This window comes from Streptococcus vulneris (genome assembly GCF_019218685.1).
Classification (GTDB): domain Bacteria; phylum Bacillota; class Bacilli; order Lactobacillales; family Streptococcaceae; genus Streptococcus; species Streptococcus vulneris.
In genome coordinates this window covers 136843-162737 of the sequence record NZ_JAHUZC010000003.1, presented here as the reverse complement: position 1 = coordinate 162737, position 25895 = coordinate 136843, and the positions used below count along the sequence as shown (strand labels likewise).

Annotated in this window: 24 protein-coding genes, 1 pseudogene, 1 riboswitch and 2 other annotated features; of the genes and pseudogenes, 18 read left to right on the top strand and 7 right to left on the bottom strand. The window is 40.7% G+C overall.

Going from position 1 to position 25895, the window contains the following annotated elements:
* Positions 1-147 precede the first annotated feature (147 nt).
* Positions 148-912: a DpnI domain-containing protein gene (locus KUA57_RS04045; protein WP_061453317.1), complete on the top strand. Its 765-nt coding sequence runs from the start codon at positions 148-150 to the stop codon at positions 910-912.
* A pseudogene (locus tag KUA57_RS09580) lies at positions 909-1369 on the top strand (DpnD/PcfM family protein). Before KUA57_RS04045 ends, KUA57_RS09580 begins: the two are co-directional and overlap by 4 nt.
* A 58-nt stretch (positions 1370-1427) precedes the next feature.
* Here the strand turns inward: KUA57_RS09580 and KUA57_RS04030 are convergent.
* A complete protein-coding gene (locus KUA57_RS04030) occupies positions 1428-2699 on the bottom strand; it encodes a DNA cytosine methyltransferase (RefSeq protein ID WP_218493674.1) in 1272 nt (423 codons plus the stop codon).
* Between the two features lie 116 nt (positions 2700-2815).
* On the opposite strand from KUA57_RS04030, the gene KUA57_RS04025 reads away from it, so the two are divergent.
* On the top strand, positions 2816-4306 hold the full coding sequence (locus tag KUA57_RS04025; protein ID WP_218493673.1) for a Sau3AI family type II restriction endonuclease: 1491 nt from the start codon (positions 2816-2818) through the stop codon (positions 4304-4306).
* A 54-nt stretch (positions 4307-4360) separates the two neighbouring features.
* Here the strand turns inward: KUA57_RS04025 and KUA57_RS04020 are convergent, their stop codons facing one another.
* The 4 genes from KUA57_RS04020 to KUA57_RS04005 form a co-directional block, all read right to left on the bottom strand.
* A complete protein-coding gene (locus tag KUA57_RS04020) occupies positions 4361-5623 on the bottom strand; it encodes a nucleobase:cation symporter-2 family protein (RefSeq protein WP_218493672.1) in 1263 nt (420 codons plus the stop codon).
* Positions 5623-6204, bottom strand: coding sequence for a xanthine phosphoribosyltransferase (locus KUA57_RS04015; protein WP_218493671.1), 582 nt, complete (start codon positions 6202-6204; stop codon positions 5623-5625). The genes KUA57_RS04020 and KUA57_RS04015 overlap by 1 nt, the downstream gene beginning before the upstream one ends.
* Positions 6205-6332: 128 nt before the next feature.
* Positions 6333-6428: riboswitch (purine riboswitch) on the bottom strand.
* 231 nt (positions 6429-6659) lie between these two features.
* Positions 6660-7046, bottom strand: coding sequence for a bleomycin resistance protein (locus KUA57_RS04010; RefSeq protein WP_218493670.1), 387 nt, complete (start codon positions 7044-7046; stop codon positions 6660-6662).
* An 11-nt stretch (positions 7047-7057) separates the two neighbouring features.
* Entirely contained in the window at positions 7058-7885 is an 828-nt protein-coding gene (locus KUA57_RS04005) for an exodeoxyribonuclease III (RefSeq protein ID WP_218493669.1), read from the bottom strand.
* A gap of 133 nt (positions 7886-8018) precedes the next feature.
* On the opposite strand from KUA57_RS04005, the gene KUA57_RS04000 reads away from it, so the two are divergent.
* The 14 genes from KUA57_RS04000 (at position 8019) to trpA (ending at position 22885) form a co-directional block, all read left to right on the top strand.
* Positions 8019-8474, top strand: coding sequence for a DUF3290 family protein (locus KUA57_RS04000; protein WP_000675328.1), 456 nt, complete (start codon positions 8019-8021; stop codon positions 8472-8474).
* Positions 8471-9106, top strand: coding sequence for a DUF421 domain-containing protein (locus tag KUA57_RS03995; protein ID WP_000174447.1), 636 nt, complete (start codon positions 8471-8473; stop codon positions 9104-9106). Before KUA57_RS04000 ends, KUA57_RS03995 begins: the two co-directional genes overlap by 4 nt.
* Positions 9107-9160: 54 nt before the next feature.
* Entirely contained in the window at positions 9161-10918 is a 1758-nt protein-coding gene (locus tag KUA57_RS03990) for an ABC transporter ATP-binding protein (RefSeq protein WP_218493668.1), read from the top strand.
* On the top strand, positions 10908-12650 hold the full coding sequence (locus KUA57_RS03985; protein WP_218493688.1) for an ABC transporter ATP-binding protein: 1743 nt from the start codon (positions 10908-10910) through the stop codon (positions 12648-12650). The genes KUA57_RS03990 and KUA57_RS03985 overlap by 11 nt, the downstream gene beginning before the upstream one ends.
* 206 nt (positions 12651-12856) lie before the next feature.
* Complete coding sequence (locus tag KUA57_RS03980; RefSeq protein WP_218493667.1) at positions 12857-13549, top strand: sugar transferase; 693 nt, start codon at positions 12857-12859, stop codon at positions 13547-13549.
* 42 nt (positions 13550-13591) lie between these two features.
* Positions 13592-14821, top strand: a complete 1230-nt coding sequence (locus tag KUA57_RS03975) for a DegT/DnrJ/EryC1/StrS family aminotransferase (protein WP_218493666.1) — start codon at positions 13592-13594, stop codon at positions 14819-14821.
* Between the two features lie 40 nt (positions 14822-14861).
* Positions 14862-15087: a binding site (T-box leader), on the top strand.
* Between the two features lie 63 nt (positions 15088-15150).
* On the top strand, positions 15151-16332 hold the full coding sequence (gene trpB / locus KUA57_RS03970) for a tryptophan synthase subunit beta (RefSeq protein WP_218493687.1): 1182 nt from the start codon (positions 15151-15153) through the stop codon (positions 16330-16332).
* Positions 16329-16554, top strand: a binding site (T-box leader). It overlaps the preceding gene by 4 nt.
* 71 nt (positions 16555-16625) lie before the next feature.
* Positions 16626-17987, top strand: coding sequence for an anthranilate synthase component I (gene trpE / locus KUA57_RS03965; RefSeq protein WP_218493665.1), 1362 nt, complete (start codon positions 16626-16628; stop codon positions 17985-17987).
* Entirely contained in the window at positions 17984-18550 is a 567-nt protein-coding gene (locus KUA57_RS03960; RefSeq protein ID WP_218493664.1) for an aminodeoxychorismate/anthranilate synthase component II, read from the top strand. Before trpE ends, KUA57_RS03960 begins: the two co-directional genes overlap by 4 nt.
* 10 nt (positions 18551-18560) lie before the next feature.
* Positions 18561-19565 carry an anthranilate phosphoribosyltransferase gene (gene trpD / locus KUA57_RS03955; protein ID WP_218493663.1) on the top strand — a complete coding sequence of 335 codons (1005 nt, stop codon included), beginning with the start codon at positions 18561-18563 and terminating at the stop codon, positions 19563-19565.
* Entirely contained in the window at positions 19562-20329 is a 768-nt protein-coding gene (gene trpC, locus KUA57_RS03950; protein WP_218493662.1) for an indole-3-glycerol phosphate synthase TrpC, read from the top strand. Before trpD ends, trpC begins: the two co-directional genes overlap by 4 nt.
* The gene (locus KUA57_RS03945; RefSeq protein ID WP_218493661.1) at positions 20316-20915 is read left to right on the top strand and encodes a phosphoribosylanthranilate isomerase; all 600 of its coding nucleotides are present in this window, start codon (positions 20316-20318) and stop codon (positions 20913-20915) included. Before trpC ends, KUA57_RS03945 begins: the two co-directional genes overlap by 14 nt.
* Positions 20893-22116: a tryptophan synthase subunit beta gene (gene trpB, locus KUA57_RS03940; protein WP_218493660.1), complete on the top strand. Its 1224-nt coding sequence runs from the start codon at positions 20893-20895 to the stop codon at positions 22114-22116. Before KUA57_RS03945 ends, trpB (KUA57_RS03940) begins: the two co-directional genes overlap by 23 nt.
* A complete protein-coding gene (gene trpA, locus KUA57_RS03935; RefSeq protein ID WP_050975798.1) occupies positions 22109-22885 on the top strand; it encodes a tryptophan synthase subunit alpha in 777 nt (258 codons plus the stop codon). Before trpB (KUA57_RS03940) ends, trpA begins: the two co-directional genes overlap by 8 nt.
* Here the strand turns inward: trpA and KUA57_RS03930 are convergent.
* The gene (locus KUA57_RS03930) at positions 22857-23516 is read right to left on the bottom strand and encodes a prepilin peptidase (protein WP_218493659.1); all 660 of its coding nucleotides are present in this window, start codon (positions 23514-23516) and stop codon (positions 22857-22859) included. The two genes, trpA and KUA57_RS03930, sit on opposite strands and share 29 nt — an antisense overlap.
* Positions 23517-23585: 69 nt before the next feature.
* On the opposite strand from KUA57_RS03930, the gene KUA57_RS03925 reads away from it, so the two are divergent.
* On the top strand, positions 23586-24041 hold the full coding sequence (locus KUA57_RS03925; protein WP_218493658.1) for a GNAT family N-acetyltransferase: 456 nt from the start codon (positions 23586-23588) through the stop codon (positions 24039-24041).
* A gap of 48 nt (positions 24042-24089) precedes the next feature.
* Here the strand turns inward: KUA57_RS03925 and KUA57_RS03920 are convergent, their stop codons facing one another.
* Positions 24090-25235 (bottom strand): low temperature requirement protein A, encoded by a 1146-nt coding sequence (locus KUA57_RS03920; RefSeq protein WP_218493657.1) that lies wholly within the window; start codon positions 25233-25235, stop codon positions 24090-24092.
* Between the last annotated feature and the right edge of the window lie 660 nt (positions 25236-25895).

Below are 25895 nucleotides of genomic sequence, written 5' to 3'. Positions count from 1 at the left end.
ATTTTTAATTTATGAGATATGTTAGAAGGAAATATAAAAGAGAGTGGTGAAATACAAATGTAATAGGTACATATTGTGGTATACTAGTTATAGTAGATTTTAATTGATTATATCGAGTGAATTCTCATATTAGTGAGGAATTTTTAAATGGAATTACACTTTAATTTAGAATTAGTAGAAACCTATAAAAGTAATAGCCAAAAGGCACGTATCTTAACGGAGGATTGGGTTTATCGTCAGTCTTATTGCCCTAATTGTGGGAACAATCCCTTAAATCATTTTGAAAATAATCGGCCTGTAGCAGATTTTTACTGTAATCATTGTAGTGAGGAGTTTGAACTAAAGAGCAAAAAAGGAAATTTTTCATCAACAATCAATGATGGTGCTTATGCAACGATGATGGAGCGTGTTCAGGCAGATAATAATCCTAATTTCTTTTTTTTAACTTATACAAAAAATTTTGAGGTAAATAATTTTCTGGTTCTTCCAAAGCAATTTGTTACACCGAAATCAATTATTCAAAGGAAGCCACTTGCGCCAACTGCTAGACGAGCAGGTTGGATTGGTTGTAACATTGATTTATCACAAGTACCTTCTAAAGGAAGGATATTTCTTGTGAAAAATGGACAAGTTAGGGATCCAGAAAAAGTTACAAAAGAATTTAAGCAAAGTTTATTTTTAAGGAAGAACTCTCTTTCAGTAAGAGGTTGGACAATAGAAATTCTAAATTGTATAGATAAGATAGAGGGTTCAGAATTTACCCTTGAAGATATGTATCGTTTTGAAAGTGACCTAAAAAATATCTTTGTTAAGAACAATCATATCAAAGAAAAGATTAGGCAACAGCTTCAAATATTAAGAGACAAAGAAATAATAGAATTTAAAGGTAGAGGAAAGTATCGGAAATTATGAAAACGAAACAATTTGTTGCATCAGAAGAGGTGTATGATTTCTTAAAAGTCATCTGGCCTGATTATGAAACAGAGAGTAATTATGAAAACTTGTGTGTAATGGTTTATACTTTATCAGACCCTGATTGTGTGAGGTGGTTATCTGAAAATATGGAGTTTGGTGATGAGAAACAACTTTCTTTATTGAATAAAAAATATAGCTGGGAATATGGAGATGAATTACCAGAGTGGTTGGAAAGTACAAAACATAGATTATTGCTAATAAGTGAGTTATTGGAGAGAAACTTAAGATGAAAAAGTATACAGTAGAAATTACAGAAACTCTAACCCGTTTAGTAAGCATAGAGGCTGAAAATCCAGATGAAGCCGAACGACTTGTAAGAGAAAAGTATAAGAGTTGTGAAATTGTTCTTGATGCAGATGATTTTCAGGACTATGAGACTAATATATATGAGTAGATGTTTTTATTTTGTCACACAAAAAAGAGGCTCACACCTCTTTTTTGTTTCAGATAAATCAATCACAATCAATTTCTTTAATAAAATTAGCAATTTGTTTTACAATCTCAGTAACTAAAGCATTTCCCATAAAAAACATTCTCATTTTATCAGATACCTCTACAATAGAACCGTCAGATAGTTTCTTTTTAGCTGTCCAATCATCTGGGAAATCCTGAAGGCGTTCAGCTTCAATGGGGGTAATTAATCTATATTTATTGTTTACAAATAATAAATGTGTGGAACGATTAACAGTTCCTTCGGATGTAAGCATTGTTCGTCCTGGAAGGTTTAAATCATCATAAGGGGACATTCCTCCTTCTGAATAGATGTATTGATGTCCGTCAGAGGATGTTCGCTCAATTTTTTTAGGTCCTCTAAGATATTGAAATTTTTCTAGTTTAGCCTGATCAGTTAAAAAATATTTTTCAGGTACTTCGGATTCATCTTGAAGAATTTCTCCTAGAGTAATCGGATTACCATTGTAGTTAGGTTCTGTATCAATAGAATAGTATTTTCCATGTCTCATAATTCCTGTATTCCAAACAGTACCAGTAAAAGTATCTGAAACTTCAACTATATCATTTGGTAACTCATAAAATACATGACGATTTTTAATTGCTATAGGTTTAATAGGAAATTGTTTCGCAAATAGACCTTGATTGAAAATATAGTCATCATACCTATTATCTTCAAAGATTTCTTCATTTTTTTCGTAAAGATTGTCAATTTTTTGGGCAAAGACGGTATCATTTCGATATACGAAAAAGAATACACGACGTCTTCGTTGGCTTCTGCCATACTCAGCAGCATTAATAACTCTCCACTCAACAGAATATCCGAGATTATTAAAAGCTGTGAGCATGATTGCAAAATCGCGTCCTCTTTGTTTTGAAGGTGCTTTTAAAAGTCTATCTACATTTTCTAGAATTAAGTATTTGGGTTTAATGATTTCTGTTGCTCTAATAATCTCCCAAAATAAAACTCCTTTTTTTCCTTCAATACCTTTCTCATTTTTCTTGCTACGTGCAACAGAGTAATCTTGGCAAGGAAAACCACCGACAATCATATCGGCATCCATTTTGGAAAATTGTTCGTCTGTTATATCAGAGATACTAATATTGATGTTTTCGCTATTGGGGAAGTGATAGTCATAGACCTCAAATGCGTCTTGAGATTTACGAGATGGTTCCCATTGGTTTGCCCATTTTGTTTTAAAGAGTTGCTTATCGGCATTTTCTAATCCTATCCGAAAACCGCCAACTCCAGCAAATAGTTCGAGAACTTTCATCTTTTCTCCTTCATTTTTTTACAGTTTAATCCATTATATACTATTTTCAATGATTGATCAAGTATTAATGTTTGCTTTAGTTTAATTTGATATAATATAAAAGATAGGAGAAGAAAATGGATCAAAACTTATTTAACTATAACGATGAAGATATCGATAGTGTTATTGAATATTCTCACAAACTATTAAATAGAAAATTTTCCGATGTTATGGAAGAGTATAATCGTTCGCTTTATAAATCATATGACGATTATAATGATAGAGTAGTCTCTGAGGTACAAGATAAAGCAATTAGTATGAAGTCAAAAGGGCAATATGGAAATTATATTGAAAAATATTTCTATGGCTACCAGCCAAATAGTGATTCGGAAGCTGACTTTGAAAAAATAGGTGTAGAATTAAAAGTTACTCCTTTTAAGATAAACAAAAATGGGACACTTAGTGCAAAAGAACGACTTGTATTAACAATACTAAACTATATGGAGGAAAATTTAGAGGATTTTTACTCCACTCATTTATGGAAAAAATGTGCAAAGATTTTGTTATTGTTTTACAATGGCTTAATTCCTAATCAAACAATGAAGGACTATGTCATTGAAAAAATATTTTTATATGAATGGTTTGAGGAGGATATGGCAGTCATCCTTGAAGACTATCAGAAAATTACAGATAAAATTAAAAATGGAAGGGCGCATGAATTATCAGAATCAGATGGAAACTATTTATCAACTTGTACAAAAGGAGCAGGTAAAGGAAAGGATTTAAGACAACAACCTTTTAGTCATGAATTAGCCAAACAAAGAGCTTGGGAATTAAAATCAAGTTATATGACCTATCTGATTAATCATAAAATCTTTAACCAATCAGATCAAGAAAGTGTTCTGGCTAATTTTAGGGGTGAGAAAAAATCATTTACTGAGGTTATTGCAGAGAAGATTCTTTCCTACAAAGGTTTTTCTGAACAAGAGTTATATGATAGATTTGAAGTGAATTCCAAAGCAAAAGGTAAGAATAGTACTCTGATTAGAAAAATTTTAGGCTTAACAGGGGATTTAGATAAGACAAAAGAATTTCAAAAAGCAAACATGAATTTGAGAGTTATTCGAGTAGATAAGAATAATTTACCTAAGGAAGACTCTCCATTTAAAACTTATTGTTTTAAAGAACTAGCAGCAACAGATAGTTGGGAATCATCACATGTTTATAATGAAATTTATAATAAACGATTCCTCTTCGTTATTTTTAAGGAAATTGAACCTAAGCTATTTGTATTAGATTCTATCAAATTTTGGGGATTTCAGGATAGACAATTAGAAGAAATCCAAAGAGTGTGGCAGGAAACTAGACAAATTATTTCTGACGGAGTTAAATTAACTCAAAATGGTAATAAAGTTTCAACTAATTTCCCTCAAAGTAAGATAAATAGAATCCTATTTACGAAATTACATGCTACCAATGCTTATTATGAAATTGAAAAAGGAAAATTTGTTGGGAAAGGCTCATTATCTGATACAGATGAACTTCCAGATGGACGTAGGATTACAAAACACTCCTTTTGGATGCCTAAGAAGTTTATAAAAGAAATATTAGATGGGAATTGGGATTGATTGTATTTATAATCAATTTGTGATAAACAAAAAAGAGGCTCGCACCTCTTTTTCTTATTTCTTTTTATGATTTAATATGGCATTGAGGACAATGGCGAGTAGGCTGGCTACGACGATTCCGTTTGAGAAGAACATTTGGAAGGCTGTCGGCATGCTGACAAAGAGATTACTGTTATTGAGTCCGACACCTGCAGCGATTGATACAGCTGCGATAAGGAAGTTGTGTTCATTGTTAGCAAAGTCAACACGGGCAAGGATTTGCATCCCTTGAATAGATACAAAACCAAACATCACCAGCATAGCACCACCGAGGACAGGGCTTGGAATGATTTGGGCAAGGGCACCAAACTTAGGAAGGAGTCCAAGGAGAACCAGGAAACCAGCCGCGTAGTAGATTGGCAGGCGAGTCTTGATACCTGATAATTTAACCAAACCAACGTTTTGTGAAAATCCTGTGTAAGGGAAGGTATTAAAGATTCCTCCGAGAAGTACGGCCAAGCCTTCTGCGCGGTAACCGTTGCGAAGGCGAGTGCTGTCGATTGGATCCTTTGTGATATCAGACAAGGCTAGATAAACACCAGTCGACTCAACCATAGACACCGTTGCGATGATACACATCATGACAATAGATGAGATTTCAAAGCTTGGCATCCCAAAGTAGAGTGGAGTTGGGACATGGACAAGCGGTGCTGCCGCAACTGGAGAGAAGTCAACCAAGCCCATGCTAGCAGCAATGGCAGTTCCAACAACCAGACCAATCAAAATGGAGATAGACTTGATAAATCCTTTGGTAAAGATGTTAATCAAGAGGATAATCAGAACAGTGATAGCTGCAAGCAAGAGACTTTGACCAGTTGGCTCTGGAACGTTATTTCCCATATTTCCAATAGCGACAGGAATCAAGGTTAAACCAATCGTGGTAATTACAGAACCTGTTACGATAGATGGGAAGAGATTGGCCACTTTTGAGAAGATGCCTGAAACAAGAACCACGTAAATCCCTGATGCAATAAGGGCACCAAACATAGCTCCACTACCATGGCTTTGTCCAATCATAATCAAGGGGGCTACCGACTGAAAGGCAACTCCAAGAACGACTGGGAGTCCAATCCCAAAGTATTTGTTGAGTTGAAGTTGGAGGAAGGTTGCCACCCCACACATGAAGATATCTGTAGAAATCAGGTAGGTTAACTGCTCAGCCGAATAGCCAAGGGCTGTCGCAATCATGATGGGAACCAGGATGGATCCTGAGTACATGGCTAGTAAGTGCTGCAAGCCAAGAACGGCTGCTTGCGAGTGTTTTTCTTGAGTTTGCATTAGAGATCTGCCTCCTTAAAAATAACTTGACCATTTTCAAAACGATCCAAACGAGCGAGTGATAGAACAGGGTAGCCTGCTTTTTCAAGCAAATCACGGCCATCTTGGAAGGATTTTTCAATCACAATACCGATAGCTTCGACTGTGGCTCCAGCCTGTTCGATGATTTGAATCAAGCCTTTGGCAGCTTGGCCATTAGCAAGGAAATCGTCGATAATCAAGACCTTGTCCTCTGGTGAGAGGAATTTTCCAGCGATAGAAACGGTGCTGGTTACCTGCTTGGTAAAGGAGTAAACTTCGGCAGTTAAGATTCCTTCGTTCATAGTGATGTTTTTAGCTTTTTTGGCGAAAATCATAGGGACATTTAAGGCTTCAGCTGTAAAAACAGCTGGGACAATACCCGACGCTTCAATGGTTACGACTTTGGTAATGCCAGCAGAAGCAAATTTTTCCGCAAAAACCTTACCAATTTCTCGCATCAGGCTAAAGTCAACTTGGTGGGTTAAAAAGGAATCCACCTTGAGAATGTTATCACCCAAGATATGCCCATCCTTGAGGATGCGCTCTTCTAATAATTTCATAAGACCTCCTAAAGTCTAAAAGCCAATCCATTTTCTTGTTTCAGATTTCTACCCAGTAAAACGGATAGAAAAAGGACCTACTTAATCTCTAAGTAAGTCCCCAAAATAGGCATGGCAAAAACGACCATACCTCACTCTGACTTACTTATTGTTAGGTGTTCCGGCACCTTGTAGAAACGTCGTGCCAATTCACGACATAAACAAGTAAAATGATATTCAATTTAACATAGGCTTGTGCTAATGTTTTTATTTTACACTAAATAGCTTTAAAAATCAAATGTTTTGTTAGTGTTTTACTTAAAAAACGAACATATATAATAAAAATGGGTAAAAAATCAGTTATTGGCTAACATTTAGAAGATTTTCCCATCATAAAAGGCATATTATCAAGATTTTTCAAGACCTGACAATATGCCTTTTTCTGATTTTAAAGACTTTACCCAGTCTCTATTATTCTACTCGCTAAATCTTAAAAAATAGCCATCTGGATCCAAAACTGCAAATTCATGGGGATATATAAAGCTATCTCCTACTCGAAATTCTCTTTTTGTCAGGGGACGATGGATGGGATAGTTAGCTGACAGCAGATTTTGGTAGAGCTGGGGGACATCTGCAATGCCAAAGGAAATATTGACACCGCACCCGAAAGGATAGGTCAGCTGAGCTAATTCTTCTGCGCTGCCTTCTTCTAGCATAAGTTGGCAGTCTTCAAGCGAGAGGAAGAGAAATTTCTCCTCGGGACGCTCGTATTCGACAGAGAATCCCAACAAGTCGCAGTAAAAGTGGCGCGACTGTTCGAGGTCAGATACCACAAATTCGGGAATGACAGGCTGATAGTCCATATAGAAAATCCTTACAGGTCAATTTCCAAGACAATCGGTGTGTGGTCTTGGCGAGCACCGGAGTCAATCATATCAGACTTAGTCACCTTGTCAGCGATGCGGTTACTTGTGAGCCAGTAGTCGATTCTCCAGCCTGTATTGTTGATTTTAGAAGTCTTGCTGCGTTGTGCCCACCAAGTGTAACGTTCCGGCACATCGCCGTGAATATGACGGAAGGTGTCTGTAAATCCAGTTGCCAAGAGATTGGTAAATCCAGCACGTTCCTCGTCTGTAAACCCTGGTGAACGGCGGTTGCTAGCAGGATTTGCAAGGTCGATTTCATTGTGGGCTACGTTGTAATCACCTGTTGCAAGGACTGGTTTGTCTTTGTCTAGTTCAGCCAAGTACTCTGCATATTTGACATCCCAGACTTGGCGTTCTTCCAAGCGTTTGAGTCCATCGCCAGCATTTGGTGTGTAAACTTGGGTTACGAAAAATTCATCAAATTCTAGAGTAATGATACGGCCTTCCAAGTCCATGGTAGAAGGGGCACCGATTTCTGGAAAAGTGACAGTGGGTGTGAGTTCTTTCTTATAGAGGAACATGGTACCAGCGTATCCTTTACGGGCAGGCTCTTGGGAAGAGCGCCAGGTGTTTTCGTAGCCTGGAAAGAGTTCTTCTAAAATTTCCAGATGTTTCTTTGTAGGCCCCTTGGCAGAAAGCTTTGTTTCTTGGATAGCGATAATATCAGCATTTTCAGCGACCAAGGTTTGTAGGACTTCTTGGGATAATTTGGCACGAGCTGAGTCACTCGTTAGGGCTGCGTTGAGGGAATCAATATTCCATGAGATAAGTTTCATAAAGTTACCTTTTTCATTCAGATTATAGATTTTATTATACCAAAAAAAGGTCTATTTCCCCAACGTATGGCTTGAAAAATCACTCTCTTTCGTTTATAATGAAGAATGATTTTATGAAAGGGAGTGAAAATAAATGAAATTTTACTCATATGACTATGTACTTAGCCAAATCAGTCAGCAAAATGGCATCATGATTGGCTTTGGGATTGTGCTCCTAGCTATCACAGGATTTTTTGCTTTTAAGGCTTATCGTGATAAAAAGGGAACTAAGTTTCGTGAATTGGTCATGATTTTGGCCTTGACTTTGGTAGCCATGCTTTTGGTAACAATCTCAAAATACCAGACCAATCAAGCCTCTAACAATCAATTTCAAACTTCCCTTCATTTCATAGAGGTCATTTCTAAAGACTTGGGAGTGGATAAATCAGAAGTTTATGTCAATACTTCAGCTGCCACTGATGGAGCACTTATCAAGGTAGGTTCAAATTTCTATCGTGCCATGAACGGGAGCCAACCAGACAAGTATCTTTTAGAGAAATTAGAATTGCATCAAACAGATGCTATTGAATTGGTGGAGGTAAACAAATGACACTCAACTACATGGAAATTTTAATCAAACTGGCCTTGGGTCTTTTCTCGCTTGTTTTTGTTATCAATGTGACAGGAAAGGGGAATCTAGCACCTAACTCTGCTACAGACCAAATTCAGAACTATGTTCTCGGTGGTATCATTGGTGGGGTGATTTACAATAGTTCTATCAGCATTCTCCAGTATGCAGTGATTTTGATGATGTGGACGATTTTGGTCTTGACCCTCAAATGGCTCAATAACAATGTTCGTTTTGTCAAACGCTTGATTGATGGGAAACCGACTCTGCTCATCAAAAATGGGCAGATTGACCCAGAAGCCTGTCGTTCAGTTGGTTTGTCTGCGGCAGATGTTGCTCTCAAACTTCGTAGCCAAGGAATTTTCCAGATGAAGCAAGTTAAACGAGCTGTGCAAGAGCAAAATGGCCAACTCATCGTGGTCCAAATGGGAGATGAAAATCCTAAGTATCCAGTTGTGACTGACGGTGTGATCCAAGTAGATGTTTTGGAATCGATTGGTCGTAGCGAAGAGTGGTTGCTTGATAACCTCAACAAGCAAGGACATGACAATGTAGCTAATATCTTTATCGCTGAGTATGACAAGGGTGCCGTTACAGTCGTAACCTATGAATAAGAAAAACCTGGGGTCTTGGCCTCAGGTTTCTATTTGCAATCAGAAAGGGATTTTATGTCCATTATTCAAAAACTTTGGTGGTTTTTCAAGTTAGAAAAACGCCGTTATCTAGTCGGAATTGTGGCCCTGGTCTTGGTTTCCGTCCTCAATCTCATTCCACCTATGGTTATGGGGCGGGTCATTGATGCTATCACATCGGGGCAATTAACCCAGCAGGACCTCCTTCTTGACCTATTTTATTTGCTGCTTGCGGCCTTTGGGATGTACTATCTGCGCTATGTTTGGCGTATGTATATCCTTGGAACTTCTTACCGTTTGGGGCAGATTATGCGGTCTCGCTTGTTTGAGCATTTCACAAAAATGTCTCCAGCCTTTTATCAGACTTATCGGACGGGGGACCTGATGGCGCACGCAACCAACGATATCAATGCTTTGACTCGTCTGGCAGGTGGTGGTGTCATGTCAGCGGTGGATGCCTCTATCACGGCTCTAGTGACTTTGCTGACCATGCTCTTTAGCATTTCCTGGCAGATGACTCTGGTTGCCATTTTGCCCCTACCTTTCATGGCTTATGCAACTAGTCGTTTAGGCAGAAAGAGTCACAAGGCTTTTGGCGAATCCCAAGCTGCCTTTTCCGAACTCAATAACAAGGTGCAGGAGTCTGTATCAGGTATCAAAGTGACCAAGTCTTTCGGTTATCAGTCGGATGAGCTTAAGTCCTTTCAGGCAGTCAATGAATTAACCTTCCAAAAGAACCTGCAAACCATGAAATACGATAGTCTCTTTGATCCCATGGTTCTCTTGTTTGTTGGTTCCTCCTATGTTTTAACGCTTTTGGTTGGTTCCTTGATGGTTCAGGAAGGGCAGATTACGGTTGGTAATCTGGTCACCTTTATCAGCTACTTGGATATGCTGGTTTGGCCTCTTATGGCTATTGGTTTCCTCTTTAATATTACTCAGCGAGGCAAGGTTTCCTACCAGCGGATTGAGGAACTGTTGTCTCAGAAATCACCTGTACAAGACCCCGAGTTTCCTTTAGATGGCATTGAAAATGGGCGCTTGGAGTACAATATTGATAGTTTTGCTTTTGAAGATGATGAAACATTGACGGATATCCACTTTAGTTTAGAAAAAGGGGAAACTTTGGGCTTGGTTGGTCAGACAGGCTCTGGAAAAACGTCCTTGATCAAGCTTCTCTTGCGTGAATACGATGTGGATAAGGGTGCTATTTACCTAAACGGTCACGATATTCGCGATTATCGTTTGACAGACCTTCGCAGTCTTATGGGCTATGTTCCTCAGGACCAGTTTCTCTTTGCGACATCGATTTTAGACAATATTCGCTTTGGAAATCCTGATTTGCCTCTTTCAGCAGTCGAGGAAGTGACCAAGTTAGCCCAAGTTTATCAAGATATTGTAGCCATGCCCCAAGGATTTGATACGTTGATTGGTGAAAAGGGAGTCAGTCTCTCAGGTGGTCAAAAGCAACGTCTGGCCATGAGTCGGGCCATGATTTTAGACCCTGATATCTTGATTTTAGATGATTCTTTGTCGGCTGTAGATGCTAAGACAGAGTATGCCATTATTGACAACCTCAAGGAGACGCGAAAGGACAAGACAACCATTATCACTGCCCATCGCCTCAGTGCGGTTGTTCATGCAGATCTGATCTTGGTTCTACAAAATGGTCAAATTATCGAACGGGGTACGCATGAAGATCTGCTAGCCATGGATGGCTGGTATGCCCAAACCTACCAGTCTCAGCAGTTGGAAATGAAAGGAGAAGAAGATGCAGAAGAAGATGCAGAATAAGAAAGAACAATGGGCTGTATTGAAGCGCTTGATGTCCTATCTTAAGCCCTATGGACTCCTGACCTTTTTAGCACTTAGTTTTCTCCTAGCGACTACGGTCATTAAAAGCGTTATTCCCCTTGTGGCTTCCCACTTCATTGACCAGTATCTGAGCAATCTCAACCAACTTGCTGTGACAGTTTTACTAGTCTACTACGGCCTTTATATCCTACAAACTCTGGTCCAGTATGTCGGTAATCTTCTCTTTGCACGGGTGTCCTACAGTATTGTTAGGGATATTCGTCGTGATGCCTTTGCCAATATGGAAAAACTGGGTATGTCTTATTTTGATAAGACGCCAGCAGGCTCTATCGTCTCTCGTTTGACAAATGACACCGAGACTATTAGTGATATGTTTTCGGGGATTTTATCTAGCTTTATCTCAGCAGTTTTCATCTTTCTGACAACTCTTTATACCATGTTGGTGTTGGATTTTCGTTTGACAGCATTAGTCTTGCTCTTTCTCCCCTTGATTTTCCTTTTGGTCAATCTCTATCGGAAAAAATCAGTGAAAATCATTGAGAAAACCAGAAGTCTTTTGTCGGATATCAATAGTAAGCTGGCCGAAAACATCGAGGGAATTAGGATTATCCAGGCCTTTAATCAAGAGAAGCGCCTAAAGTCAGAGTTTGATGAAATCAACCAAGAACACTTGGTCTATGCCAACCGTTCTGTAGCCTTGGATGCCCTCTTTTTGCGCCCTGCCATGAGTTTGCTGAAACTCCTAGGCTATGCAGTTTTAATGGCCTATTTTGGCTACCGTGGACTTTATCTGGGAATAACAGCAGGAACCATGTATGCCTTTATCCAGTACATCAATCGTCTCTTTGACCCCTTGATTGAAGTGACGCAAAACTTTTCAACCCTTCAAACATCCATGGTTTCTGCGGGCCGTGTCTTTGCCTTAATCGATGAGAGGAACTATGAACCCCTTCAAGAAAATGGGCAAGCTGAGATCAAAGAAGGCAATATCCGTTTTGAACACGTATGTTTCTCATATGATGGCAAACATCCGATTCTGGATGATATTTCTTTCTCTGTTAATAAGGGTGAAACCATTGCCTTTGTGGGTCATACAGGTTCTGGAAAATCGTCTATTATCAATGTTCTCATGCGCTTTTATGAATTCCAGTCAGGCCGAGTTCTCTTGGATGATGTGGATATTAGGAACTACAGTCAAGAAGAGCTGAGAAAGAACATAGGGCTGGTCTTGCAGGATCCCTTCCTCTATCATGGAACCATCAAATCCAATATCGCCATGTACCAAAATCTTAGTGATGAGCAGGTACAGGTTGCAGCTAGCTTCGTGGATGCAGATTCCTTTATTCAAGAACTTCCTCTGGGCTATGATGCTCCTGTGTCTGAGCGTGGTTCGAGCTTCTCTACTGGGCAACGCCAGCTTCTTGCCTTTGCTAGAACAGTCGCCAGTCAGCCTAAAATCTTGATTTTGGATGAAGCGACAGCTAATATTGACTCTGAAACAGAAAGTCTGGTTCAAGCTTCTCTGGCTAAGATGAGACAGGGGCGGACGACCATTGCTATCGCTCACCGCCTTTCTACCATCCAGGATGCCAACTGTATCTATGTTTTGGACAAGGGGCGCATCATCGAGAGCGGAACCCATGAGGAACTCTTGGCTCTGGGTGGAACCTACCACAAGATGTATAGCTTGCAGGCAGGGGCCATGTCTTAATATTCTTTGAAAATCTCTTAAAACCATGTCAGCTTTATCTGCAATCTCAAAGCTGTACATTGATCAGCCTGCGGCTAGCTCTTTGATTTTCATTGAGCATAAGAAGGAAATCCTTCAAATTACAGATTTCTTTCACCGCCTTTTCCATTTTGTGGTATAATGAAAAATGTTGACAAATAGTATAATAAAAACAAAGGAGAAACAGCATGCTGAAATGGGAAGACTTGCCCGTGGAAATGAAATCAAGCGAGGTTGAGTCTTACTACCAGCTTGTCTCTAAAAGGAAGGGTTCGCTGATTTTCAAGCGTTGCTTGGACTGGGTTCTAGCCTTGGTCTTACTAGTTCTAACCTCTCCTATCTTTCTCATCTTGAGCATTTGGATCAAGTTGGATAGCAAGGGGCCAGTGATTTACAAGCAAGAGCGCGTGACCCAGTACAATCGACCTTTCAAGATTTGGAAGTTCCGTACCATGGTGACGGATGCAGACAAAAAAGGAAGTTTAGTGACTTCTGCTAATGATAGTCGCATTACCAAGGTTGGCAATTTTATCCGCCGTGTGCGTTTGGACGAACTGCCTCAACTGGTCAATGTTCTTAAAGGCGAAATGTCCTTTGTCGGTACACGACCTGAAGTGCCACGCTACACAGAGCAGTATAGCCCTGAAATGATGGCGACCCTGCTCTTGCCAGCAGGAATTACCTCTCCAGCCAGCATCAACTATAAGGATGAGGATACTATCATCAGTCAAATGACCGAAAAAGGCCTGTCAGTTGACCAAGCCTATGTCGAACACGTTCTTCCTGAAAAGATGCGCTATAACCTTGCCTATCTCCGAGAATTTAGTTTCTTTGGAGACATCAAAATCATGTTTCAAACCGTGTTTGAAGTGCTAAAATAAAGTAGTCATGAGAAAATGAGTTCAGATAAAAGGAGCAAATAAATGCCAAATTACAATATTCCATTTTCACCACCCGATATTACGGAAGCAGAAATTGCTGAAGTAGCGGATACCCTGCGTTCTGGTTGGATCACAACAGGTCCTAAGACAAAAGAACTAGAGCGCCGCTTGTCTCAATATACACAGACACCTAAGACTGTCTGCCTCAATTCTGCAACTGCGGCTCTTGAGTTGATTTTGCGCGTCTTGGAAGTGGGACCTGGTGATGAAGTCATCGTTCCAGCCATGACTTATACAGCTTCATGTAGTGTCATCACTCACGTAGGGGCGACTCCTGTCATGGTGGATATCCAAGCAGATACGTTTGAGATGGACTATGACTTGCTTGAGCAAGCCATCACTGAAAATACTAAGGTTATCATCCCAGTAGAGCTTGCAGGGATTGTTTGCGACTATGACCGTTTGTTCCAAGTTGTGGAGAAGAAACGTGATCTCTTTACTGCTTCAAGCAAGTGGCAAAAGGCCTTTAACCGTATCGTGATAGTTTCTGATAGTGCTCATGCTTTGGGATCTACTTATAAAGGACAACCAGCTGGTTCTATCGCTGACTTTACTTCTTTCTCATTCCACGCAGTTAAGAATTTTACAACTGCAGAAGGTGGAAGTGCCACTTGGAAAGCCAATCTAGCGATTGATGACGAAGAGATGTACAAGGAATTTCAAATCCTTTCCCTTCACGGTCAAACTAAGGATGCTCTTGCCAAGATGCAACTAGGCTCATGGGAATACGATATCGTGACACCAGCCTACAAGTGCAACATGACCGATATCATGGCATCGCTTGGTTTGGTGCAATTGGACCGCTATCCAAGTTTGTTGCAACGTCGTAAGGACATTGTGGACCGCTATGATCGTGGTTTTGCAGGTTCTCGCATCCATCCTTTGGCACACAAGACTGAAACTGTCGAATCTTCACGTCACCTCTACATTACCCATGTAGAAGGAGCAAGCTTAGAAGAACGCAATCTTATCATCCAAGAATTGGCCAAAGCAGGCATTGCAAGTAACGTCCACTACAAACCGCTTCCGCTCTTGACAGCCTATAAGAATCTTGGTTTTGACATGGCGAACTATCCTAAGGCCTATGCCTTCTTTGAAAATGAAATTACCCTTCCTCTTCACACTAAATTAAGTGATGAAGAAGTGGACTATATCATTGAGACTTTCAAAACAGTTTCTGAAAAAGTTCTAACTTTATCAAAAAAATCGTAAAAAAGTCTTGACAAAGAAAAAACAAAGTATTAAAATAAGTTCAACAAATCAGAAAAGTAACTATTTTTGATCTCCAGGGAGCCTGTGGTTATTGTGAACAGGTGGTTGGGAGTAGTGAAAGTGGGCTGATTTTAAAAATGAATTTGAAACAATGAAAATTCGGTGCGCACACCTTACAGTGCAACTTGTTGTTAGACAAGGCAGAGATGTAAAGGGAAATAGTCCCTTTATAATTGAGGTGGCACCGCGTTACCAACGCCCTCACACGGAAGTAAATTCTGTGTGTGGGCCTTTTTCATATCTTGAAATCAATACAAAATGAGGAAAAAATTATGACAACTAAAGGATATTTTGGACAATTTGGTGGTAGTTTTGTACCAGAGCCTATTCAGGCTTTGTTGGATGAGTTGGAAGTGACATTTGACAAGTACAAGGATGATCCAGAGTTTTTGGCAGAATTTCGTCATTACTTGAAGGACTATTCAGGTCGCGAAACACCGCTTTATTTTGCAGAAAGTTTGACAGACCACTTAGGTGGAGCTAAGATTTATCTCAAGCGCGAAGACCTTAACCACCTTGGTTCTCACAAACTCAACAACGTTTTAGGGCAAATTCTTCTGGCTAAACGTATGGGCAAAAAACGGGTTATTGCAGAAACAGGAGCTGGTCAGCACGGGGTTGCGACTGCAGCTGCTGCAGCTAAGTTTGGTATGGCCTGTGATGTCTACATGGGGGCAGAAGATGTGGAGCGTCAACGTCTCAATGTTTTCCGTATGGAGATGATGGGAGCAACTGTTCATGCAGTTGAAACGGGGACACGAACTCTTAAAGATGCAGTTGATGCAGCCTTTGGAGCATGGATGAATGACCTTGAAGCCTTCTACGTTTTGGGATCTGCTGTGGGTCCTCACCCATATCCAACCATTGTCCACGAGTTCCAAAAGGTCATCAGTGAAGAGTCTCGTCGTCAAATCTTGGAAAAAGAAGGCCGTTTACCAGACTACGTTATTGCCTGTGTAGGTGGTGGTTCCAATGCCATCGGTGCTTTTTCTCAGTATGTGGCTGATGAAGAAGTCAAATTGGTTGGGGTTGAAGCTGCTGGTCACGGACTTGATACAGACAAGCACGCAGCTACTATGACAAAAGGCAGTATCGGAATTGTCGACGGCATGAAGACCTATGCAGTCTTTAAAGAAGATGGAGAGCTGGCTCCAGTTTACTCTATCTCAGCTGGTTTGGACTATCCAGGTGTTGGCCCAGAACACGCCTACTTCAAAGACTCAGGTCGCGTGGAATATGTCGCTGCGACGGATGAAGAAGCTGTTCAATCCCTGCTCCTTCTCAGCAAGACTGAAGGGATTATCCCAGCGATTGAAAGCTCACATGCTATCGCAGAAGCAGTTAAACGTGCACCGAAACTAAGTAAAGACGACATTATCATCATCAATGTCTCTGGTCGTGGAGATAAGGACGTAGCTGCGATTGCAGACTACCTAGAAGCTAAAAAATAAAAGATGGAAAAATTACAGTCCTTTCTCTCACAGAGAGCTTGTGGTTGCTGGAAACAAGCAGAGAAAGCTGTAAGGTTGGGTCCATCTGAAACGAGGGAAGAAAACATAATTCTCAAGGAAGTGCCCTTTATCGCACAGCCTGTTACAGGAGGTATCTGAGACAGGAATGAGAGATAGGAGAAATCCTATAATTGAGGTGGCACCGCGAATTTCGTCCTCACGCAAGTTGTTTTGCGTGGGGATTTTTTATACAGTCGCCACCAACTAGAATTAGAACTGAAAGGGAAATTACAATGGAACGAATCATTCATGGAGATGTCTTATCACCAATCTTGGCTTATATGCGCCTAAAGGGGCAACACAAGGTTATCTTAGAGAGTATTCCGAGAGACAAGGAAACAGCTCGTTTTTCTATCCTAGCCTATAATCCAGTTTTTGAGATTAAGTTTGAAAATGGGGTCCTTTATCAAAATGGGCAAGTGATTGATCGTGATCCTTTGGATTTCCTTTATGAAGTGACTCATAAGAGCAAACACTATTCAGAACTACCTTTTGGTGGAGGAGCCATTGGATTTGTGGGTTACGATATGATTTCGCTTTACGAAGAAATTGGTCAAATTCCTGAAGATACAATTGGAACGCCAGACATGCATTTCTTCGTCTATGAGAGTTACATGGTCTTTGACCACAAGAAGGAAAAAATCCATGTTATCGAGGATGCTCTTTATAGTGAGCGTAGTCAAGAAGACTTGGAAAAAGCCTTGAACCAAGTGCTTGAGGAATTACGCATTCCTGCTCCAAATGAATTTGAAGACTTGTATCTATCGCCGTTAGACTTCAAACCCCATATCGCTCCTCAGAAGTTTGAGGAAATGGTGGAAACAGCTCGTGACTTGATTCGTAACGGGGATATGTTCCAATGTGTACTTAGCCAGCGTTTCTCAGCAGAAGTGACTGGAAATCCATTTGACTTCTACAGAAATCTCCGCGTGACTAATCCTTCTAATTACCTTTATTTCTATGATTTTGGGGATTATCAAATCATCGGTGCCAGTCCAGAAAGTTTGGTTTCTGTCAAAAATGGCATCGTGACAACCAATCCGATTGCAGGGACACGACCAAGAGGCGCTACGGATGAAGAAGACAAGGCTTTGGCGACAGACCTACTTTCGGATGAGAAGGAAACAGCAGAGCATCGGATGTTAGTAGACTTGGGTCGTAACGATATTGGACGTATCTCTGAAACAGCCAGTGTCCAAGTCACCAAGTATATGGAAGTGGAGCTCTTCCGCTATGTTATGCATTTGACCAGTGTGGTCAAGGGGCGTTTGCTTCCAGAACTCACTGCTATGGATGCCTTGAAAGCAACACTTCCAGCTGGAACAGTTTCTGGAGCACCAAAGATTCGAGCTATGAGACGTATCTATGAACTGGAAACAGAAAAACGGGGCGTATACGCCGGAGCAATCGGCTACTTGTCTGCGACAGGTGATATGGATTTCGCCATTGCGATCCGAACCATGATTCTCAAAAATCAAACAGCCTATGTGCAGGCTGGGGCAGGGATTGTCTATGACTCTATCGCCCAAAACGAATACCAAGAAACCATTAACAAAGCAAAATCTATGACTAGAATTGGAGAACTAAGACCATGATTTTATTGATTGACAACTATGATTCTTTTACCTATAACTTGGCTCAATACATTGGAAATTTTGCAGAAGTTCAGGTCTTGAGAAATGATGATCCTAAGCTGTATGAAGAAGCTGAAAAAGCAGATGGTCTGGTCTTTTCTCCAGGTCCTGGTTGGCCGGTTGATGCTGGAAAGATGGAAGATATGATTCGTGATTTTGCTGGCAAAAAGCCGATTCTTGGGATTTGTTTGGGACACCAAGCCATTGCAGAAGTCTTTGGTGGTAAGTTGGGTTTGGCTCCAAAAGTCATGCATGGGAAACAGAGCAATATCAGCTTTGAAGCGCCATCTGTTTTGTATCAAGGCATTGAGGACGGCCGTGCGGTCATGCGTTACCACAGTATTTTGATTGAAGACATGCCAGAAGACTTTGAAGTGACAGCTCGTTCGACTGATGACCAAGCTATTATGGGGATTCAACACAAAACTCTTCCAATTTATGGCTTCCAGTACCATCCAGAAAGTATCGGAACGCCAGATGGCTTGTCTTCTATTCGGAATTTTATCGAGAAGGTTGTAAAGTGAGGAAACTAGGATGAAAGAGATTATTGAAAAACTAGCAAAATTTGAAAATTTATCAGGTGTGGAAATGACGGATGTCATTGAGCGTATCGTAACTGGCCGTGTAACCGAAGCGCAGATTGCTTCTCTCCTCTTGGCCCTTAAGATGAAGGGAGAAACACCTGAAGAACGCACAGCCATTGCCCAAGTCATGAGAGGACATGCCCAACATATTCCAACTGAGATTCATGATGCCATGGACAACTGTGGTACAGGTGGAGACAAATCCTTCAGCTTTAACATTTCCACAACCTCAGCCTTTGTCTTGGCTGGTGGTGGTGTTCATATGGCCAAACACGGTAACCGCTCGATTTCTTCTAAATCTGGTTCTGCAGATGTCCTTGAAGCCTTGGGTATCAACCTAGACCTCAAACCGACTGAACTAGGTAAGGTCTTTGATAAAACTGGCATCGTCTTTCTCTTTGCCAAAAATATGCATCCAGCTATGAAATACATCATGCCAGCTCGTTTGGAATTGGGAATTCCAACCATTATGAACTTGACTGGTCCCCTGATTCACCCAATGGCCTTGGAAACACAGCTTCTTGGAATTAGTCGTCCCGAACTTCTAGAAAGTACAGCTCAGGTTTTGAAAAATATGGGTCGCAAACGTGCCATCGTGGTTGCTGGGCCAGAAGGACTGGATGAAGCTGGTTTGAATGGAACAACCAAGATTGCTCTTCTTGAAAATGGCGAAATCACCTTGTCAAGCTTTACTCCAGAGGATTTGGGGATGGAAGGCTATGCTATCGAAGATATTCGTGGAGGAAATGCTCAGGAAAATGCAGAAATTTTGCTTAGTGTTCTGAAAAACGAACCAAGTCCATTCTTGGAAACTACAGTTTTAAATGCTGGTCTTGGTTTCTATGCTAATGGTAAGGTAGCTAGTATTAAAGAAGGAGTTGCCTTGGCTCGTCAAGTGATTGCTAGTGGCAAGGCCCTTGAAAAACTTAGACTGTTACAGGAGTACCAAAAATGAGTCAGGAATTTTTAGCACGAATCTTGGAGCAGAAGGCGCGTGAGGTCAAGCAGATGGAGCTGGAAGAAATCCAGCCCTTACGCCAGGCCTATCGCTTGGCTGACTTTTTGAAGAACCATCAAGATCGCTTGCAGGTAATCGCTGAAGTCAAGAAAGCTAGCCCTAGTCTGGGAGATATCAATCTCGATGTGGATATCGTACAACAGGCCCAGACTTATGAGGCTAACGGAGCAGTTATGATTTCTGTTCTGACAGATGAGGTTTTCTTTAAAGGTCATTTGGATTATCTGCGAGAGATTTCTAGTCAGGTACAGATCCCGACACTGAATAAGGATTTTATTATCGATGAAAAGCAAATCATCCGTGCTCGCAATGCAGGTGCAACAGTTATCTTGCTCATCGTGGCAGCCTTGTCCGAAGAACGCCTCAAGGAACTTTATGACTACGCGACAGAGCTTGGTCTGGAAGTTTTAGTGGAAACTCACAATCTAGCTGAACTAGAAGTAGCCCACAGACTTGGTGCCCAGATTATCGGGGTCAATAACCGCAACTTGACCACCTTTGAAGTTGACTTGCAGACCAGTGTAGATTTGGCTAAACATTTCAAAGATGATTGCTTGTATATTTCTGAATCTGCTATTTTCACAGGGCAGGATGCGGAACGAGTAGCACCATACTTTAACGGCATTTTAGTGGGGACAGCTCTCATGCAGGCAGAAGATGTAGCTCAGAGAATCAAGGAGTTGCAGATTGACAAAGGTTAAAATTTGCGGATTATCGACCAAGGAAGCGGTGGAAACAGCCGTTTCAGCAGGAGCGGACTACATCGGTTTTGTCTTTGCACCTAGTAAAAGACAAGTGACCTTGGATCAGGCTTCCGAGTTAGCTGAAATCATTCCTGCAGATGTAAAAAAGGTTGGGGTATTTGTTTCACCAAGTCGGGCAGAACTGCTAGAAGTCATTGATAAAGTTAGCTTGGACTTGGTTCAAGTTCACGGTCAGGTGGCGGATGATGTGTTTGAGGATTTGCCTTGTGCTAGCATTCAGGCTGTGCAGGTAGATGGAGAGGGTCATGTGCCCAATTCTCAGGCAGACTATCTACTCTTTGATGCCCCTGTGGCTGGGAGTGGACAGACCTTTGACTGGGCTCAACTGGATACGACTGGACTCGCTCAGCCCTTCTTTATCGCAGGTGGGCTTAAGGAAGACAATGTAGTACAAGCAATTCAACACTTTACTCCCTATGCAGTAGATGTATCGAGCGGAGTGGAGACAGATGGACAAAAAGATCATGAAAAGATTAGAAGATTTATAGAGAGGGTAAAGCATGGCATATCAGGAACCAAATAAAGATGGATTTTACGGAAAATTCGGAGGACGTTTCGTCCCAGAAACATTGATGACAGCAGTTTTGGAGTTGGAGAAGGCCTACCGTGAAAGTCAGGCAGATCCAAGTTTCCAAGAGGAATTAAACCAACTCTTGCGTCAGTACGTGGGACGTGAAACTCCTCTTTACTATGCAAAAAATTTGACCCAGCATATTGGCGGAGCCAAGATTTATCTCAAACGGGAAGACCTTAACCATACAGGAGCCCACAAGATTAACAATGCCTTGGGACAAGTTTTGCTTGCCAAACGCATGGGTAAAAAGAAAATTATCGCAGAAACAGGTGCTGGTCAGCACGGTGTGGCAACTGCAACAGCTGCAGCCCTCTTTAACATGGAATGTACTATCTATATGGGTGAAGAGGATGTTAAACGCCAAGCCCTTAATGTGTTCCGTATGGAGCTTTTGGGAGCAAAGGTTGAGTCAGTGACAGATGGTTCGCGCGTGCTCAAGGATGCGGTCAATGCAGCCCTTCGTTCATGGGTGGCCAATATCGATGATACTCACTATATCCTAGGTTCTGCCTTGGGGCCTCATCCTTTCCCAGAAATCGTTCGTGACTTCCAAAGTGTCATCGGTCGAGAAGCTAAACAACAGTACCGCGACTTGACAGGTCAAGATTTGCCAGATGCCCTAGTAGCCTGTGTTGGTGGTGGTTCTAATGCCATCGGTCTCTTCCATCCATTTGTGGAAGATGAGTCTGTAGCTATGTATGGAGCTGAAGCAGCAGGACTTGGTGTGGATACAGAGCACCACGCAGCAACCTTGACCAAGGGTCGTCCAGGTGTTCTTCACGGTTCCCTTATGGATGTGCTCCAAGATGCCCATGGTCAAATTCTTGAAGCCTTCTCTATCTCAGCAGGTTTGGACTATCCTGGTATCGGTCCAGAACATTCTCACTACCACGATATTAAACGTGCCAGCTATGTTCCTGTGACTGACGAAGAAGCCTTGGAAGGATTCCAACTCTTGTCTCGTGTGGAAGGAATTATCCCAGCCTTAGAATCTAGTCATGCTATCGCCTTTGCGGTGAAATTGGCCAAAGAACTGGGACCAGACAAATCCATGATTGTTTGTCTATCAGGTCGTGGAGACAAGGATGTGGTTCAAGTTAAAAATCGCTTGGAAGCAGACGCAGCAAAGAAGGGAGAAGATCATGCCTAAGACATTAACAGAAAAATTGAACGCTATTAAAGCAGCTGGGAAAGGAATTTTTGTTCCCTATATCATGGCTGGAGACCATGAGAAAGGTTTGGATGGACTCGGAGAAACAATCCACTTTTTAGAAGATTTGGGTGTCTCTGCCATTGAAGTGGGCATTCCCTTTTCAGATCCAGTTGCAGACGGACCTGTTATCGAAGAAGCTGGCTTGCGCAGTCTAGCTCATGGTACTTCGACACAAGCTTTGGTTGAAACCTTGAAAACCATTGAAACAGAAGTACCACTTGTCATCATGACCTACTTTAATCCCCTCTTTCAGTACGGTGTGGAGAATTTTGTCAAAGATTTGGCAGATACAGCGGTTAAGGGCTTGATTATCCCAGACCTGCCTCATGAGCATGCCAACTTTGTAGAACCATTTCTGGCAGACACAGACATCGCCTTGATTCCTTTAGTAAGCTTGACCACAGGGATTGAGCGCCAGAAAGAGTTGATTAAAGGGGCAGAAGGCTTTGTCTATGCCGTTGCTATCAATGGAGTGACAGGGAAATCTGGCAATTATCGCGCAGACTTGGACAAGCACTTGGCACAATTGCATCAAGTGGCCGATATCCCAGTCTTGACAGGTTTTGGCGTATCTAGTCAAGCCGATGTAGAACGCTTCAATGCGGTGTCAGATGGCGTTATCGTTGGTTCGAAAATTGTAAAAGCCCTCCACCAAGGAGAGCCGATTCAGGACTTTATCAAACAAGCAGTAGCTTACCAAAAATAATCACACAAGCAGCGAGCAAGAGGAAAGGCACGAAAGGAAGTCTTTCCTTTTTCTTTTTCAGGAGAAAGGCTAGAATCCCTGTCGCAGAAGCAAACTGAATCAAGATGAGTAATTCGGTTGCGCTAAAGACGAGAGCACAAGAAGCTAAAAAGAGGAAATCCCCTGCTCCCATGCGGATATCGATAAAATGAGCCAAAATTCCAAGAGCAAGGAAGAAGACCATGACTAGATTCCAGCCAGAAGAAGCCATGAGGATTAGGTGGAAAGTCATCCAGACCAGTAAGGGATATTCCTGATGGCGCAAGTCGTAGATACCCAAGGTCAAACCAGTAGTGATTAGGATGACTTGCTCCAAGGAAAGCAATTCCCAAGACCAAGTCAGAAAGATGAGTCCTAAGCCTAGTTCAAAGAGGACATACCAGACTGGATAAGGAGCCTTGCAGTAGCGACAGCGAAAGCGATTGAAGACCTGTGAGAGAATCGGAATCAAATCTAAGGGACGCAAGCGAGTCTGACAGGAATCGCAGTGACTAGCAGGTTGGATAATGGATTGCTCTGGAAAACGGTCAATGACCAAACCAAGAAAAGAAGCGAGAATGCTCCCGACAAGAAAAAAATAAAAATCAATCATACTTATCTATTCGTAAAAAATGGGAGAAGTAGTATAATGGAGAAACATAGATAAGATGGTGAGGCAAAGATGATAATTCGTTTTGAAGAAAAGGTGAGTACAGAAAACGCTCAGCTCGTATGCCAATGGTCCAACTTCCTTGGCAAATCCTTTCAAGAACAATGGATGGGAACAATGATTCCTTTTCCCTTGACAATTCAAGTTTTGCAAGATTTGGAAGGAATCTTTTCAATCTTTGAAGGACAAGAGTTTGTGGGGCTTATCCAGAAAATCAGGCAAGAAGACAGTAATCTTCATATTGGAAGATTTTTTATCAACCCCCAGAAACAGGGGCAAGGCTTAGGTAGCCAGGCTTTAAGGAAATTTGTTAGTTTGGCCTTTGAAAATGGAGACATAGATAGTATTTCTCTAAATGTCTACGAGGCAAATCAAAGAGCTCAGAATCTTTACCGAAAAGAAGGATTTGAAATCGTTCAGATGGTTGAAACACCTATACGAAAATACATCATGAAAAAGGGGAGATAGAAAGCAAAAAGCCTTGGTTCCCAAAGCTTTTTTAATCTTATAAACTCATTAAAATAACTCCCAGTTAGATTTGGAATATTTTTTATTCTGTGTCATATAAAAATAAATAAAATGAATGGCTATAGCTAGAGCTAAAATGGTTGTTATACTCACTACTATTATAGGATTAGAAGCAAAGATTAAAGAGAGAATCAAGGCAGCCAGATAGAGTGTCGCTTGGACATAGTAGTAACTTTTCGAATAGCGAAGATAATGTTTGTTATAGGGCCCATTTACTAGGACAGCAGCTTGAAAGAAGCCAAATCCGATATAAGAGAAGCTGGTTGCAAAGAGACGATTAGCTTCAGGATTCAGAAGAAAACTCATCGATACAGTCATCATCATAAGCCCAATGAAAATAGGATAGTGACTGTAAATTAGAAATAGCCCCTTTTGATTAGATTTTTCATCAATAGCATGGTCGAATTGACCAAAATAAAACAAGAACAGAGAAATCATAATAATGAAATAAAGAACCGAATAAATCGAGAAATTCTCGATTGTAAAGAAGTTAGCTAGCTCCGTAATCATCTCTCCAAACATAATAATGACAAGAAGGGAGATGCGCTCGATTAAATGGGGGAGATTTACCTGGTAATGCTTATCTTTATTAAGCAAGATACTTGGCATAATAAATGTTAGCAGAATACTAACAAATAAGATATAGACTCTAAGGTAAATAGGAAGAAGAGCTGTTAGATAGACTCCTAAACTTCCTAGACCTGTTATCCATAGAAAACCTTTGATACTTTCCCGATTAGCATCATCGGTTGATTTTCTAAAAAATTCAACCAAATATTGAAAAAATAAGGTAAGGGTTAATGTACCAATAGCCCAACAGAGATAATGAAAATATTGTTGCCAATCAGGTCCAATCATATTGGCTATAAAGAGTAAAATTCCCATTTTGATAAACATGATTACTATGTTAAATAAAGAGTTCTTTCCATAGCGATTGGTATAATCGGTTTGAATCATCCAGGAATCGATGAGAACCAAAGTAGCAATGAAAAAATCAAGGAAAGAATTCCAAGTCAAAATACCGTTATGAAGATGGTCAATTAAAGTAGTTACTTTTGAAATTGCAAAAACAAAAACTAAGTCATAAAAAAGTTCTGAAAATTCTACACGTTTATGTTTAATAAGAGTTGTCATCTTAAGACCTTTCTATTTTAGAAGTACAATTTATTATAACAGAAAATGGTAATGAGAGAAAAGGATATGCTTAAATAACTTTATGTGACGCGAATGAACTGCGCCACAAAAGTTAGGTTTTTTCTGTCTAACTTTTGGGGTGCAGTTCAGAAGGGGTGTTTTTTCTATCGTTTTTTAGTGCTAAGACTACACAAAAAAGCCTTGATTCCAAGGCTTTTTCCTGTTGTATTTAGATGCCCCCTACAGGGATTTGGAAAGGACTTTCATATTGAGAGCAATTAAAAATATTGAAATATAAGTGATTTTAGGTATTTTCAATGTCATGATTTAAAAATGGGACAAAAGTGGGGCAAAAACCATACAGATTCTAAACTGTATGGTTCTTTTTTTATCTAACCAAGAAAGGTTAAAACTTATTAAAACAAATGCAATCAACTGTTGAAAACTTTTTAGTCCGTGTAATATAAAAACAAGTAAAAAGTTGAACTATAGGGAATATTGTGTCATAATAGGTAATAGATGAATAATTAATAGATTGGAAATAATGCTTTCTTACCTTAACAAGTTGAATTGGTTATACATTTTTTCGTCGCAATTGTGTCTATCTCTCGAGTTTAGCTAGTTTTTATAAGCTCTGGTTTCTAATCAATATAACAAATT

What these genes read in the sequence shown, in the direction of transcription:
- KUA57_RS04025 (WP_218493673.1), top strand. Translation starts at nt 2,816, where the DNA reads ATGGATCAAAACTTATTTAACTATAACGATGAAGATATCGATAGTGTT.
- trpE (WP_218493665.1), top strand. Translation starts at nt 16,626, where the DNA reads ATGGAACGAATCATTCATGGAGATGTCTTATCACCAATCTTGGCTTAT.
- KUA57_RS03920 (WP_218493657.1), bottom strand. Translation starts at nt 25,235, where the DNA reads ATGACAACTCTTATTAAACATAAACGTGTAGAATTTTCAGAACTTTTT.
- KUA57_RS04010 (WP_218493670.1), bottom strand. Translation starts at nt 7,046, where the DNA reads ATGGACTATCAGCCTGTCATTCCCGAATTTGTGGTATCTGACCTCGAA.
- KUA57_RS03925 (WP_218493658.1), top strand. Translation starts at nt 23,586, where the DNA reads ATGATAATTCGTTTTGAAGAAAAGGTGAGTACAGAAAACGCTCAGCTC.
- KUA57_RS04015 (WP_218493671.1), bottom strand. Translation starts at nt 6,204, where the DNA reads ATGAAATTATTAGAAGAGCGCATCCTCAAGGATGGGCATATCTTGGGT.
- KUA57_RS04045 (WP_061453317.1), top strand. Translation starts at nt 148, where the DNA reads ATGGAATTACACTTTAATTTAGAATTAGTAGAAACCTATAAAAGTAAT.
- KUA57_RS03930 (WP_218493659.1), bottom strand. Translation starts at nt 23,516, where the DNA reads ATGATTGATTTTTATTTTTTTCTTGTCGGGAGCATTCTCGCTTCTTTT.
- trpB (WP_218493660.1), top strand. Translation starts at nt 20,893, where the DNA reads ATGGCATATCAGGAACCAAATAAAGATGGATTTTACGGAAAATTCGGA.
- KUA57_RS04030 (WP_218493674.1), bottom strand. Translation starts at nt 2,699, where the DNA reads ATGAAAGTTCTCGAACTATTTGCTGGAGTTGGCGGTTTTCGGATAGGA.
- trpD (WP_218493663.1), top strand. Translation starts at nt 18,561, where the DNA reads ATGAAAGAGATTATTGAAAAACTAGCAAAATTTGAAAATTTATCAGGT.
- KUA57_RS03995 (WP_000174447.1), top strand. Translation starts at nt 8,471, where the DNA reads ATGACACTCAACTACATGGAAATTTTAATCAAACTGGCCTTGGGTCTT.
- KUA57_RS03990 (WP_218493668.1), top strand. Translation starts at nt 9,161, where the DNA reads ATGTCCATTATTCAAAAACTTTGGTGGTTTTTCAAGTTAGAAAAACGC.
- KUA57_RS03975 (WP_218493666.1), top strand. Translation starts at nt 13,592, where the DNA reads ATGCCAAATTACAATATTCCATTTTCACCACCCGATATTACGGAAGCA.
- KUA57_RS03960 (WP_218493664.1), top strand. Translation starts at nt 17,984, where the DNA reads ATGATTTTATTGATTGACAACTATGATTCTTTTACCTATAACTTGGCT.
- KUA57_RS04000 (WP_000675328.1), top strand. Translation starts at nt 8,019, where the DNA reads ATGAAATTTTACTCATATGACTATGTACTTAGCCAAATCAGTCAGCAA.
- trpA (WP_050975798.1), top strand. Translation starts at nt 22,109, where the DNA reads ATGCCTAAGACATTAACAGAAAAATTGAACGCTATTAAAGCAGCTGGG.
- KUA57_RS04020 (WP_218493672.1), bottom strand. Translation starts at nt 5,623, where the DNA reads ATGCAAACTCAAGAAAAACACTCGCAAGCAGCCGTTCTTGGCTTGCAG.
- KUA57_RS04005 (WP_218493669.1), bottom strand. Translation starts at nt 7,885, where the DNA reads ATGAAACTTATCTCATGGAATATTGATTCCCTCAACGCAGCCCTAACG.
- KUA57_RS03980 (WP_218493667.1), top strand. Translation starts at nt 12,857, where the DNA reads ATGCTGAAATGGGAAGACTTGCCCGTGGAAATGAAATCAAGCGAGGTT.
- trpC (WP_218493662.1), top strand. Translation starts at nt 19,562, where the DNA reads ATGAGTCAGGAATTTTTAGCACGAATCTTGGAGCAGAAGGCGCGTGAG.
- KUA57_RS03985 (WP_218493688.1), top strand. Translation starts at nt 10,908, where the DNA reads ATGCAGAATAAGAAAGAACAATGGGCTGTATTGAAGCGCTTGATGTCC.